The 11644-nt window shown below is 71.3% G+C and carries 12 protein-coding genes; 3 read left to right on the top strand and 9 right to left on the bottom strand.

Translation table 11 applies throughout. The features are described from left to right. Positions 1-95 precede the first annotated feature (95 nt). From zapE to ACZ499_RS15930, 3 genes are all read right to left on the bottom strand, one after another. Positions 96-614 (bottom strand): AFG1/ZapE family ATPase, encoded by a 519-nt coding sequence (zapE, locus tag ACZ499_RS15940; protein ID WP_468675460.1) that lies wholly within the window; start codon positions 612-614, stop codon positions 96-98. 73 nt (positions 615-687) lie between these two features. Beyond that, complete coding sequence (locus ACZ499_RS15935; RefSeq protein ID WP_468675457.1) at positions 688-1416, bottom strand: hypothetical protein; 729 nt, start codon at positions 1414-1416, stop codon at positions 688-690. 90 nt (positions 1417-1506) lie between these two features. Beyond that, complete coding sequence (locus tag ACZ499_RS15930) at positions 1507-2271, bottom strand: alpha/beta fold hydrolase (RefSeq protein ID WP_468675456.1); 765 nt, start codon at positions 2269-2271, stop codon at positions 1507-1509. 373 nt (positions 2272-2644) lie between these two features. Here ACZ499_RS15930 and ACZ499_RS15925 point away from each other — a divergent pair, with 373 nt between their 5' ends. Next, positions 2645-3652 (top strand): ETX/MTX2 family pore-forming toxin, encoded by a 1008-nt coding sequence (locus tag ACZ499_RS15925; RefSeq protein ID WP_468403910.1) that lies wholly within the window; start codon positions 2645-2647, stop codon positions 3650-3652. A gap of 22 nt (positions 3653-3674) precedes the next feature. Here ACZ499_RS15925 and ACZ499_RS15920 read toward each other — a convergent pair whose 3' ends face one another. The 5 genes from ACZ499_RS15920 to ACZ499_RS15900 all read right to left on the bottom strand — a co-directional run bounded on the left by ACZ499_RS15920 (position 3675) and on the right by ACZ499_RS15900 (position 8964). Then, positions 3675-4481 (bottom strand): cytochrome c oxidase assembly protein, encoded by an 807-nt coding sequence (locus tag ACZ499_RS15920; protein ID WP_468675453.1) that lies wholly within the window; start codon positions 4479-4481, stop codon positions 3675-3677. A gap of 8 nt (positions 4482-4489) precedes the next feature. Next, positions 4490-5011 (bottom strand): DUF2243 domain-containing protein, encoded by a 522-nt coding sequence (locus tag ACZ499_RS15915; protein ID WP_468675451.1) that lies wholly within the window; start codon positions 5009-5011, stop codon positions 4490-4492. A 117-nt stretch (positions 5012-5128) separates the two neighbouring features. Further along, positions 5129-6019, bottom strand: a complete 891-nt coding sequence (locus ACZ499_RS15910; protein WP_468675449.1) for a hypothetical protein — start codon at positions 6017-6019, stop codon at positions 5129-5131. Next, a complete protein-coding gene (locus tag ACZ499_RS15905; protein WP_468675447.1) occupies positions 6016-8106 on the bottom strand; it encodes a PEP/pyruvate-binding domain-containing protein in 2091 nt (696 codons plus the stop codon). Before ACZ499_RS15905 ends, ACZ499_RS15910 begins: the two co-directional genes overlap by 4 nt. Before the next feature lie 312 nt (positions 8107-8418). Further along, on the bottom strand, positions 8419-8964 hold the full coding sequence (locus tag ACZ499_RS15900) for a hypothetical protein (RefSeq protein ID WP_468675446.1): 546 nt from the start codon (positions 8962-8964) through the stop codon (positions 8419-8421). Positions 8965-9177: 213 nt separating this feature from the next. On the opposite strand from ACZ499_RS15900, the gene ACZ499_RS15895 reads away from it, so the two are divergent. After that, positions 9178-10350 carry a low temperature requirement protein A gene (locus tag ACZ499_RS15895; protein WP_468675485.1) on the top strand — a complete coding sequence of 391 codons (1173 nt, stop codon included), beginning with the start codon at positions 9178-9180 and terminating at the stop codon, positions 10348-10350. A gap of 8 nt (positions 10351-10358) precedes the next feature. On the opposite strand, the gene ACZ499_RS15890 is transcribed toward ACZ499_RS15895, so the two are convergent. Next, entirely contained in the window at positions 10359-10910 is a 552-nt protein-coding gene (locus tag ACZ499_RS15890; RefSeq protein WP_468675444.1) for a GNAT family N-acetyltransferase, read from the bottom strand. A gap of 48 nt (positions 10911-10958) precedes the next feature. On the opposite strand from ACZ499_RS15890, the gene ACZ499_RS15885 reads away from it, so the two are divergent. Continuing rightward, positions 10959-11576 (top strand): TetR/AcrR family transcriptional regulator, encoded by a 618-nt coding sequence (locus tag ACZ499_RS15885; RefSeq protein ID WP_468675442.1) that lies wholly within the window; start codon positions 10959-10961, stop codon positions 11574-11576. Positions 11577-11644: the final 68 nt, after the last annotated feature.

The following is an 11644-nucleotide window of genomic DNA, read 5'->3' as shown; positions in this document are numbered from 1 at the left end:
CGATACTGGTTGTATCGGGGTGATCCCGACAACGCGGCGAGCGTGCGTGCCAGACGCCGCCGGGCAGACGGGACTTTCGAAACACGCCCTAGGCGCTACCGCACGGCGCCCGCCCGCTGGAGCATGGCCAGACGGCTCGCCGTGCGGTCCAGGTCGCGCATCAGGCCGGAGTCGTCCGACAGCCCGGCCAATGGGTCGGCACCGATCAGGAACAGCAGCACATCGCGGTCGCAGCACACGTCCACCAGATTGGCGAACCGCCGGCGCCCGTCCGGTGTGCAGGAGACCAGCGGGGGTACGCCGTCGAGGACCAGGGTGTCGAAGTGTTCGGTGAAGGCCAGGTAGTCGGGCACCGAGGTCGTCCCCTCGCACAGCTCGTCGAAGTACAGCCACGCCAGGTCACCGTGAACGGCGCGCGCGGGCAGCCCACGCAAGTGCGCGGGTGCGGAGGGATCCGGTGTCCCGTCCATGACGTGCTGGTTGTGCTCGTGGGAAGCCGCGTAATCCTGGTCCAGAACTACCAGTCCACCGGGAACCTCGCTCACCACAGCGGCCTGGCGCCGGGCGAAGGACGAGCGGAAGGCCGTGACGCGCTGGAGAACTGTGACTGACATTCAGTGATTCCATGGGCAACGACGCCTGGAGTGACCGCCGTTGAGGTGACTCGGTCGGGGCCCCGGGACTGCTTCAGCCCACCGCGTCCCCCGGTGCCACTGGGTGCGCCTCCAGCTCCGGAGTGGCCAGCAGCTCGGCGATCAGCGTGCGGGATCCGCCGACGTAAGTGCTGACCAGGTCCACGTCACCGCCCAGGCACCAGGCACGGTCCTGGGGCCACCACAGGTCGGGCAGCTCGGCGAACTCGTCGAGGGACACCGGCGAGACGGCGTCGGTCAGTTGCCCGGCGAGCAGCACTTCCTCGCGGCCGGGGGTCTCGAAGGAGGGGACGTGGTCGAAGTCCCACCGGCCGTAGCCGTTCCACAGCCCGAACCAGCAGTGCTCCACCGTCTTGGTGTGCCGGGCGAGGACCGCGATGAGGGCATGGGCGACGGCGGGTGGAGTCGGCCCCTCGGCCGGATGCTCGTCCCACACACCGGCCAGACCGTACACGTCGGCGTTGAGGTAGTCGCGGTCCGCCCCGATCAGCTCGTGCCAGTCGGTGCCGGGCGCCATTTCGCGCCCGTACGCGGCCGCCACCGCCGCCCATCGCACCGGCCGTTCCTCCAGGGAGGCCGGATGCAGCACCCGGGCGTACGCGGCGAATCCGGGCGCGGCGACGCCCGCCACGGTGCCGAAGTCCCCTTGTCCCGGGGGTCGTTCGGTGAGCCAGCGGGCAGGTCCGAGATCGGTGTTCTGCACGCGTAGGCGTCCGTACGATTCGGGTGAGGGCTCCCGGTGCACCGGGCGGTAGTCGTCCACGCGCACAGTCTGCCCGTTCCTTTGCCACACGGTGTCGGCGCCCGGCCGGTGGGGCCGGACGCCGACACCCGTCAGGTCAGGTCGGACCGGTCAGGTGGCGGGTCGGCCGAGGTGCCGCGTGAAGAACCGGACCGCGCTGTCGGCCTCGAACCTGGGCAGATCCTTGTGCGTGCCCGCGTTGGCGTGCAGCGTCTTCTCCTTCGAGGCGAAGGCGTCGAAGAGGGCGAGACCGTCTTCGCGTGGGATGTGCTCGTCGTCCCACTGGAGTGCGAACTCGATCGGGATGGTGATCTGCTTCGCGGTCTCGGCCAGCGGATCTGGCCAGAAGAGGCCGAAGACCGCAGCGGTGATCCGGGGTTCGACCGCCGTCAACGGCACGCCGATCGCGGTGCCCATGTTCAGTCCGTAGTAGCCGACCGGCCCTTCGATGCCGATCTCCGGCAGTTCCTGGAGGGCGTCCAGGGTCGCCCGCCACTCCGGCACGGCACGTTCTGCCAGATGGGCGTTGTAGCGAACGACGATCGGGCCGACCGGCTCGCCTGCCGCCATCGCCTGCTGCATCACGGCGATTTCCTGCTCGTCGTGCGCCGTGCGCGGGCGGCCGCCGTGGCCGGGGGCGTCGATGGTGGCTACGTGGAAACCGCCGTCGGCCACGAGGCGTTGTGCGCGGCCGGACATCGCCGGTGCCTTTGCGTGCATGCCGCCGCCGTGACCCATGAGCACCAGCGGTGCGCGACCGGATTCCGATGTGGGCGATGCGGGGGACCAGAGCGCGCCGGTGACCTCACCGACGGTGAAGTCGCGTACGAGGACGCCGTTCGACGATGTTTCCGCGGTGAACTGCGCAGAATACATAGGTTGTTGCCTCTCGGGAGTGCCTTGGCGTTGAGGCGCTCCCCATGACACCTACGTCAATGGCCCCGACCGTGAAGAGAGGGGGAGCACCCACATGGATACAGCGTTCATGGGGTCTCACCTCCTCGCGCGATGTCACGGCCGACTGCTTCGCGGCCAAAGGTAGCAGGCCGGGCGCCATCCCACTCACCCCTTTTCCTGCGGAAGCCGCCGGGGCGCTGGCGCGGGGTTGTCTGGGTGGTTTTCGGCCAACGTTGGCCGGGGCGTGCCGACAGGGACCTAAGTCCCTAGGCCCCCGATGGGATCAGGGGTTGCATGGCGTCCCAGGAATTCCGTCCCGCACGCCCGTGCCGCAGAAAGGTCTTGAATCCCCATGTCCCAGATACCCGGTGTGTCCCGGCGGCGCCTCTTGGCTTTCGCGCCCGCCGCCGGAGTCGCGGCCACGATTCCGGTCACCCTCGCCGCCGCGACTCCCGCACAGGCCGCACCGCCCAAGAAGGGTGCCAGCCGCTCGCTTCAGGAGATCACCGATGCCTGGGGCGGATGGATGGCCCGTGAGCGCCATCCGTCGTCCCGGGGCTGCCGGTTCACCGCCTCCACGGACTACGGGAAGCAGAGCTTCCTCGCCGACTACCACCGCCATCAGGTCCGGACGAAGTATTCCGGCATCACCTACGACCCGAGTGCGCCCTCGCCGATTCCCGGCCAGGTCAGTTCGATCACCACCAACTACCGCAACGGCACGGCAGTTGAGCAGTCTGTCACGTACAGGCAGAGCAAGACCACGGAGCAGGATCTGCGGATCTCGGTGACCGAGTCGCTGAAGATCGGTGTGACGATGGAGGTGTCGGCGGAGATTCCGGCCGTCGCGAAGGTGAGCGAGACCACCTCCATCGAAGCGAGCCTTTCCTCGACCCAGGAGTTCGCGCACAAGGAGACGCAGACCTGGAGCGTCGACCTGCCGTTGCGGATCCCGCCGAAGTCCGCCGTCGAGGCGTCGTTGGTGGTCGGAACGCAGCGGTACGACATCGACTGGGCGGCCACGGTGTCGATGTCCGGGATGGTGGCCGTGTGGTTCAACGAGAAGGTCGACCTCAACGGTGGCTCGGACCTGCACTGGCTGTGGTTCGTCCCGATCCAGGACGTCTTCCGCGACTGCCGGACCCACGGCATCGTGGATACGACCGGTTACGAGATCACGGCGGACGCGACGGTGAACGCGTTCGCGACCGGCACGTTCAGCGGGGGCCAGGGTGTCTCGCTGAACATCAACACGGTGCAGAAGCCGTTGGACGGCCGCGTCGCACGTGGCGCGGCCGTCCAGCCGCTCACCGTGCCGCTGACGCCGGACGGCAAGCGTTCCGTCGTCGCGGGCCGCTGATCCCGCACGGGTAGGGGCGCCGTCACCCCGCCTGGAAGTCACGGCGGGCGGGGGAGAGGCGGCGGCCCGTGGCGGTGTACCACTGCCGTGCCAGGGCGGCGGCCAGGGCGAGCTCCACCAGGTCGCCGCCGTAGTACATCGCCTCCGCGGCGCGGGCCAGGTCGTGGCTGGTGAAGGCCGTGCCGGGCGGGGAGGTGCTGTAGAGGGTCTTGGCCAGCACCGAGTGGGCGGTGGCGGCGGCGACCAGGGTGGCGGCGCGCAGCGGCAGGCCGTAGCGGTGACGTACGGGGTCGAGTTGGCAGATGGCGAAGCTGAACAGCAGACCGGCGGTCAGGACGTGGGTGTAGACGGCGGCGTGCAGCCAAGGTTGGTCGTGGAGGTGGGCGAACAGCCGGGTGCGATACAGCAGCCACAGACCGCCCACGTCGAGCACCGCGGCCACCGGCGGCAGGACGAGCAGGCCGACCGGCCGGGAGCGGACCACGGCGCGCAGGCCGCGCCGGGCAGGGCCCACCGGAAGGGCACGCAGGACAAGGGTCACGGGGCGGCCCAGCGCCAGCAGCAGCGGGGTCGCCATGCCGATGACCAGGTGCTGGACCATGTGAGCCGTGAACTCCCCGCCCGGCGTCGGTGCCAGAGCCACCGCGCCCAGGCCCGCCTGGCCGGCTGTGAAGGAGGCGTCCCGTAACCGTGGCCACGCGTCTCCCCGGCGCCGCAGCCGCCGCGCCGCCAGGAGGTAGCCCACTCCAACGCTCAGGGCGAGAACGGCGGCCAGCCCCGCCGGTGCGCCCATGCCCTGCCCTGAGGGCATGGGCATGGGGTTGGTCATGGGCGCCATCAGCTCGGCTCGCGGCCCAGCGCCGCGTCGGCCCCATGCGCTTCGCGAGTGCGGGAGTGCCTCACCAGCACCGCGCCGACGATCAGGAAGATCACCGCGAGCACGTTCCACGTCCAGTCATAGGGGACCAGGTCGACGTGATAGCGGATCTGGTGCAGCTTGAGGAGCTTGTGCTGGATCGTTCCGTCGTAGAGCTGGAAGAACCCCGCGCCCAGCAGGATCCCGCCGGTCAGACCCCGGCCGGTCAGCGCACCGCGCCGGCGCAGGTCCGCCACCAGCACCAGGCCGATGACCACGGCGAACCAGCCGAAGGCGTGGAAGAGGCCGTCGGAGACCAGGCCCACGCCCGGGGTGGACTTGTCGTAGAAGTGGTGCCAGTGCAGGAGCTGATGGAACACCGTCTCGTCGACGAACGCGGCGATCCCGACCCCGATGAGCACCCCCGACCACGCGGAGCGCCGGGGACGGACCGTCCCGTAATCCGGGGGCGGCCGACGACGAGGTGTCGAAGTGGTAGCCACGGGCGATCTCCTGACGGGAAGTGGAACGGACTTTCTCTCTGTGGATACCCTCCCGGCCCGCGCCAACCGCCTCCCGCCGCATTGCGGCGCACTTTGGCCCCTGTGGCCGCCCCTGCGTCAGTGCTTGTCCCTCCGGGTCTGGTCCATGCCGACGACCTTGAAGTACGCGCGGTCGGTTGCCGTGTCCTCCAGACAGCCGCGCAGCCGCATCCGGTCGTGGTCGGCGAGGGCGGGGTGGACGACGCCCGCGTAGAGGCCGTCGCCGAGGCTGCCGAGCGCGGCGTCGTACAGCGGGACGGCGGTGGAGTGACGGCAGCGGTTCCAGATCTCGTGGGCCAGCAGGGCCTGGTACTCCTGGCCGGGAACGCCTCGGGTGGCGAGGCGGACCACCACCGAGGTCGCGATGGTGTCCGGGGCGCGCTCTTCCGGGCGGGTTTCGGTCAGTTCGCCCAGGCCGAGAACGAGTGCTGCCAGTGCGGTGGTTCCGGCGACGACGCTGGTGATCCGCTGTCGGGTGCGGCGCGGGTCGGGGCCCGTCGGGGGCAGGGCGTCGAGATCGGTGCCGAGGGGCGGCGCGGCGAGGACCGCGAGACGGCCCGCGACCCGGCGGTCGGCGGCGGGGCGGACCGTGCTCTGGGCGATCTTCTGAACGATCCGCGCGAGCCCCGAGAGCACGGCGCCCGCGGCCATCAGAACGGGAACGAATACGTGGGTGCGCTCCACGCGGATGTCGTCCAGCCACCGGAAGCGCGTGGCGGGATCCTCCGCGCGGGGTTGTTCCAGGCGGGCCAGGATGTCCGCGTGGCGCCGGTCGCCCTCGTCGATGCGTTGCTCCATACGGCTGAGGCGGCCCAGCACGATCAGTCCGAGCAGCAGCACTTCGGCGACGAGCAGCAGGACACCGCACATGATCGCGCGCTGCCACTGCCAGCGGTAGAGGTAGATGACGACGTACGTGCCCGCGCCGAGCCCGGCCGCGCCCGCGAAGAGGTGTGCCAGTCGTTTCACCGGTCGGCCGCCTCTCGCGTACGGGTGTCTTCCAGGCGTAGGTCGCCACTCGTGCCGTCGACGGCCAGGCGGGTTCCCGGAGTGAAGCGCCGCACGGCGTCGGCGGCGCCGACCACCGTCGGCACCCTGAACTCCCGGGCCAGTACGGCCAGATGGGACAGCGGGCTGCCGGTCTGGGCGACCAGGGCGGTCACGTGCGGCAGTAGCGCTGCGAGTGCTGGGTCGAGGGTGCGTACGACCAGTACGGCGTCCTCGGGGCGTTCGCCTCGGCCGTCCCAGGCGGTTCCGGTGGCGCGGCCGCCGGAGACGCCCTGGGCCGGGGCGGCGCCCTTGCGCGGGCGTTCGGCGACGACCGCCGAGTCGTCCGCCACGCGGAAGGTGTCGGGCAGCGGCGGGCTGTCGGGGCGGGGGAGCCGCTGTGCGACGTCGGCCGGCAGAGGGTCGCCGTCCAGCGTGCTCAGCAACTCGTGCCAGCGCAGCAACGCGACGGCGCGGTGCGACAGGGTGATACGGCGTGCGGCGTCGTGGACGAGGTGGAGCTGCAATTGGTGGATCCAGCGGATGCGCAGCCGCAGTGACTCGCGGGTCGGTAGGGCGAGGTGACTCGAATCCGTCGCCGTGCCCGCGCGCCCGAGACCGTTCTCTCCGGTCGGCGGCAGCCGCAGTGGACCGGTGAGGCTCGGCGGGGTGAGTGCCAGGACGACCGGTGCGCCCGCCACGATCTCGGCGTCCGTGAGCCCCTGGCCTCGGCATTCGGCCAGTGCGGCGAGCGCCGCGCTCGCGGCCGTACGGGTGCTGCTCTCGCGCAGCAACGCGCCCGCCAGTGCCTCCTGCGCGTGCAGGGCCGCCAGGGCGGAGCGGGTCCAGCGCAGCAGATCGGCCAGGTCGGCGTGAGAGAGCTCGGCCGGTGCCGGCGTTTGGGCCAACCGGCGGTCGATGTCGGCCGTGAGATCGAGGGCGAGGTCGGGCAGGGCGCGGGTCAGTCGCCCGGTGCGCCACGCGGCCGCCAGACGGCGGGCGCCCGGCAGTGGGTTGACCCTGGCGAGCAGACGGTGGCGGGGCGGTGCGATGCCCAGCAGACGCAGGTCCGCCGCGGCACGTCCGGCGACCGTGGTGACCACGGGGTGGGCGCGCAGCAGACGGCGCGGTGCGCTGCCGCCGATGTCGAGCGCGGAGCAGAGCCCCCGGGCCATCGGTGCCACCCACAAGTCCTCCTCCAGCGGTTGCAGTGTGCCGGGGAGGGTTTCGGCGACGGGGCCGGGGCCGAGCAGCCGTGCACCGCGCGCGGGCCGCGCGGTCATGGCCGTGATGGGACGGGCCTGGAACAGCCATAGGCGGCCTGCACCGTCGAACCCGAACTCCATGTCCTGCGGTCCGCCGAAGATCCTTTCCACCCGTCGGGCCAGGCGAGCGAGGCGGTACAGCTCGGTACGGGTAAGCAGTTTCCCGCCGCTGGTGTGCGGGGGCGTGGGGCGCAGCAGTCGACCGGAGCGTGCCAAGTGGTAACTGGTGCCGTCCTGTTCACCGCTGACCAGGGTGTCGGGCCCACCGCGCACGGCGCTGACCAGCATCCGGTCCACACGGCCTTCGACGGGGTCGGCGCCGAAGAGCACACCGCCCACGCGCGCGTTGAGCATGGGCTGGACGAGGACGGCCATGGGGGCCCGGGAGCCGTCGGGCCGGTCCGCGGAGTCGAGGACCGTGCGCACCGCCGCACGGAAGGCCGGCCAGTCGCGGACATCGAGCACGGAGGCGAACTGCCCCGCCAGGGACGACCCCTCGGTGTCTTCCTGCGGGGACGAGGAGCGTACGACCAGAGGGGCCGCGCCGTCGTGGGAGAGCTCTCGCCAGGCGTGCCGCAGGGCCTGGGCGTCGTCACCGGCGCCGTGCGGGATGACGAAGCCGGGCAGGGCCGGCAGTCCGGCGGCCGCCGCGCGAGCGAGGTTGGCGGCTTTGGAACCTGCGGACAACGGCAGTTGGGCGGCGGGTTGGTCCAGCGAGACGGCCGTTTCATCGGTGTGGGCGCCGGGTTGTTCCTCGCCGGGTCCCTCGTCGTGTTCCCGGCCGCGTTCATCGAGGCTCGTCATCGAGCACCGTCCGCAGCCACTGCTAACGGGTACTTCCGCGCGGTGGCTGGGGAGCCTGGTGCGGACGCCGGTTTGATCCACTGCAGTGCGAGCATGTTTCTCCCCCTCGGCCCCGGGTCCGGGATTCGACCGATCCTTCGCATCGGTGTTGTTCATGTCAGTTTCCGCTTGAGTTTGCCTTGCCTTGTGGAGGAGATGGCGGCAGAGCAGTGCGGAACAAGACATGGGGTACGACGACATCCGCGCCGAGGTCGCGGGGTGTGCGACTCGGCGCGGTGCAGGCGTCGTCGTTCGCCTTTTGGGCGGTTGGTTCTACTCTTCGAAGTACGCGTTCAGCACTTCTTCGAGCTGCTCGGACCACTGGGCGAGGCTCGCCCGGTCCTCGGCCTGGACGTCCATGCGGAACCAGCGGGGCCGGGGCAGATGCACCGTGATGGTGAACCTCCGGGTCCAGAGTGAGGTCGCGTACTCGACGGCGCTGAGCTCGTCCCACCCGAACTCGGCCTCTTCGTCGTCGAGGCGCAGCCGGATTCCCGAGTGGTCGGCGGTGATGGATCCCCGACGGTCGGACACGAGGAGAACGGGCCCGTCCTCGGCCGCGCCGGGCGCGGGGGGTTCGGGGGCGGGATCGTCGGCCTCGGGCTCGGCGTCGGCGTCCGCCGCCGGTGCGGCGGCGGGCTCGGGCGCACCGGCCGTCACGTCTTCGGTCTCGGGCTCCGGCCCTGGCTCGGCCGCACCCTGTCCCTCCGTCGATGCTTCGGGCGCGGCCGCCTGGGCGGGCATGAGCCCGGGGATGTGTGCCGGGTTCAGCGCGGCGGCGTTGAGGGCGGGGTGCTGGTCATCTGTTCGCTGGTCCACGGCGCGAAGTATGTCGAACCGAGCTGTGTGAGAGCCATAAGGGGGTGTCAATTCCCCGGCTGGCGAGGACCCGCTCGTGTCCGGGAGTCGTCTCCTCGGCGATTGATCTGTCGGGTGCCGACCGCTGGCCCGCCCGGGCGTCTCACCTGCTCCTCCCCGGCGCGCCCGGCTCCCGCCGCCGGGTGTGCCTCGCACAGTGGCCGGGTGAGCGACATGACAGATCCCGGGGCGGTCGACGGTACGAGCGGTGGGTCCGAGGAACACCGCGCGGGCTGGTTCGAGCTGTTCTTCGACCTGGTCTTCGTGGTGACGGTCAGTGTGCTCGCGCACGGGTTGCACGGAAACCCGGGCCCGGCCGAGTTCGGGAAGTTCCTGGTGCTGTTCTTCCCGGCCTGGTGGGCGTGGGTGAACCTGACGGTCACGGTCAACCTCTTCGGCTCGGCCTCGCCCCGTGTCCAGGGGATGCTGCTCGCCGCGATGCCCGCGCTCGGGCTGATGGCCGCGGCCTCCCCGGCGGGCCTGGAAGAGCGCGCCTGGGCGTACGCGCTCGGGGCGGCCTGGGTGCGGCTGGCGCTGTTCCTGATCTGGTTCCGCCACGCCCGCCGCCCGGGCAGCCCGCTGCCGCTGTGGCGTCCGCTGCTGTACTGCCTGGTGCCCGCGGCGCTGTGGGCTGTCTCGGCCGCGCTGCCGGGGGCCTGGCGGTTCGTGGTGTGGGGCGTGGCGATCGCTCTGGAAATGGCGCTGCTCGCGATCCGGGCGGGGCTCGGCACCGCGCCGTACGAGCGGATGTCGGTGGAGCATCTGGTCGAGCGGATCGGCCTGTTCGTGGTGATCGTGCTCGGTGAGAGCGTCTTCACGGTGGTCGCCACCTTCGAGGAGCACTTCACCGCCGCCGCCGGTGTGACCGCGCTGTTCTCGTTCGTGGTCGCCGCCGAACTCGCCATGATCTTCTTCGTCTGGGGTACGGGCAACGCCGAGCGGGGCCTGAGCCGGGCCCAGTCGGGCCGGGCGACGCAGGTCATGCGGGACACCGTGATGTATCTGCCGTTCGTGCTGGTCTGCGGTATCACGGTGATCGCGGCGGCGCTCGGCACCGCGGTCGCCGAGCCCCACCACGTACTGCCCGCAGGCGCAGGATGGGCGCTGTGCGGCGGCGTCCTCGCCTTCTACAGCGCGAACGCGGCCATCTCGACGCGCTACGGCGACGGGCTGCGCAACGTACTGCGCTGGTACGTCCCCTGTCTGGTCCTCACCCCGGGCATGCTCCTGCCCGCCGCCCTGCTGCTGCCCGCGTGGGGCGCGGTGGCCTGCGCGGCCGCCCTGGTCTTCCTGCTGGCCAAACTGTCCAGGTGGCACACCCGGAGCCGGGCCGCCGCGGCAGGGTGACGCGGCCGTCACTGGCGATGGGCTCGCCATTCGGGAGCCAGGACCCCCCAGATCTGCTTGTCGTAGCGGGTGCCGGCGTACGGCCAGAACTCGCGCCGCACACCCTCCAGGGTCATACCGAGTCGCTTGGCCACCGCGGCGCTCCGCTCGTTGTCGGACCGGCAGTGCCACTCGGCGCGGTGCAGCCCGCGCGTGGTGAACGCCCAGTCCAGCAAGGCGCCGCAGGCCTGGGTGACCACGCCGTGGCCCTCGGCGGCCGGCTCCAGCCAGCAGCCGACCTCGCAGGAGCCCGAGGCGGCGCTGAAGTCGGTGAACATCACGCCGCCGACCAGTGTGCCGTCGAGCCATATGCCGTAGAGGCGGGCGCCGTCCGCGGCCTGGCGCTCGGCGTAGCGGCGCAGTGTGGCGCGCGCACCGTCGACGTCGTCGCTGAGGAACCCGGCCCCGACCCAGGGGCGGATGTGCTCGCGGGCCCGGTCCAGATGGGCGGCGAACTCCTCGGCGTGCCACATCTCCAGCGGGCGGAGGTGGGCGTTGTCCCGCAGTGGGAGGGAGAACATGATGACCCCGTTCACATAACAAGCGTTACGGTTATGTACCGTAGCAGCATGCCACGCACCAAGGGGGATCACGAAGCCCGTCGTCGAGACGTCTCCGAAGCGGTCTGGCGGGTGCTCGCCGCGCAGGGCTTCGGCGGGCTGACCCTGCGCGCCGTCGCCGCCGAGCTCGGCGCGACCACCGGTCTGCTCACCCACTACTTCCCCGCCAAGCGCGACCTGGTCGCGCACGCCCTGGAACTGCTCGACGAGCGAACCGCCTCCCGCCCCCGGCGCACCGGAGGCACTGGCCTTTCCGCCGTGCGGGCCGCCCTGCTCGGCATCCTGCCGCTGACCGCCGAGGCCACCGCCACCAACCGGATCTGGGTGTCCTCCTGGGACGCGGCCCTCGCCGACCCCGCTCTGAGTGGCGAGTACGCCCTCAAGTACGGGCGAAGCCGGGACAAACTGTGCGCCCTGGTCGCGGCTGCCCAACAGCTCGGCGAACTGCCGCCCGGAGACCCGGCGCGCATCGCGGCCGGCGCCCAGTCGTTCGTACTCGGGCTGGTGGTCCAGGCCCTCTTCGCCCCCGAGGCGTTCCCACCCGCTCGCCAGACCGGGCTCCTCGACGACTACCTGGCGGCGCTGGTCCACCCAGGGCTTGAAACTCGTCGTATGCCGCCGCAGTAGGTGTGCGCCGGGCCGCGCCCATGTCCGCGCGACCAAGGCGGCGACGACGTCGACGACTTCCGGGTCGG

The sequence above is a fragment of the Streptomyces sp. NPDC031265 genome (assembly GCF_055570295.1).
Note: the sequence above shows the minus strand (reverse complement) of the source record. Positions and strands in the feature narration are given on the sequence as shown.

Excerpts from the sequence above, each read along its gene's own strand:
- ACZ499_RS15885 (WP_468675442.1), top strand. The coding sequence starts at position 10,959 with ATGCCACGCACCAAGGGGGATCACGAAGCCCGTCGTCGAGACGTCTCC.
- ACZ499_RS15920 (WP_468675453.1), bottom strand. The coding sequence starts at position 4,481 with ATGACCAACCCCATGCCCATGCCCTCAGGGCAGGGCATGGGCGCACCG.
- ACZ499_RS15890 (WP_468675444.1), bottom strand. The coding sequence starts at position 10,910 with ATGTTCTCCCTCCCACTGCGGGACAACGCCCACCTCCGCCCGCTGGAG.
- ACZ499_RS15905 (WP_468675447.1), bottom strand. The coding sequence starts at position 8,106 with ATGACGAGCCTCGATGAACGCGGCCGGGAACACGACGAGGGACCCGGC.
- ACZ499_RS15930 (WP_468675456.1), bottom strand. The coding sequence starts at position 2,271 with ATGTATTCTGCGCAGTTCACCGCGGAAACATCGTCGAACGGCGTCCTC.
- ACZ499_RS15925 (WP_468403910.1), top strand. The coding sequence starts at position 2,645 with ATGTCCCAGATACCCGGTGTGTCCCGGCGGCGCCTCTTGGCTTTCGCG.
- zapE (WP_468675460.1), bottom strand. The coding sequence starts at position 614 with ATGTCAGTCACAGTTCTCCAGCGCGTCACGGCCTTCCGCTCGTCCTTC.
- ACZ499_RS15895 (WP_468675485.1), top strand. The coding sequence starts at position 9,178 with ATGACAGATCCCGGGGCGGTCGACGGTACGAGCGGTGGGTCCGAGGAA.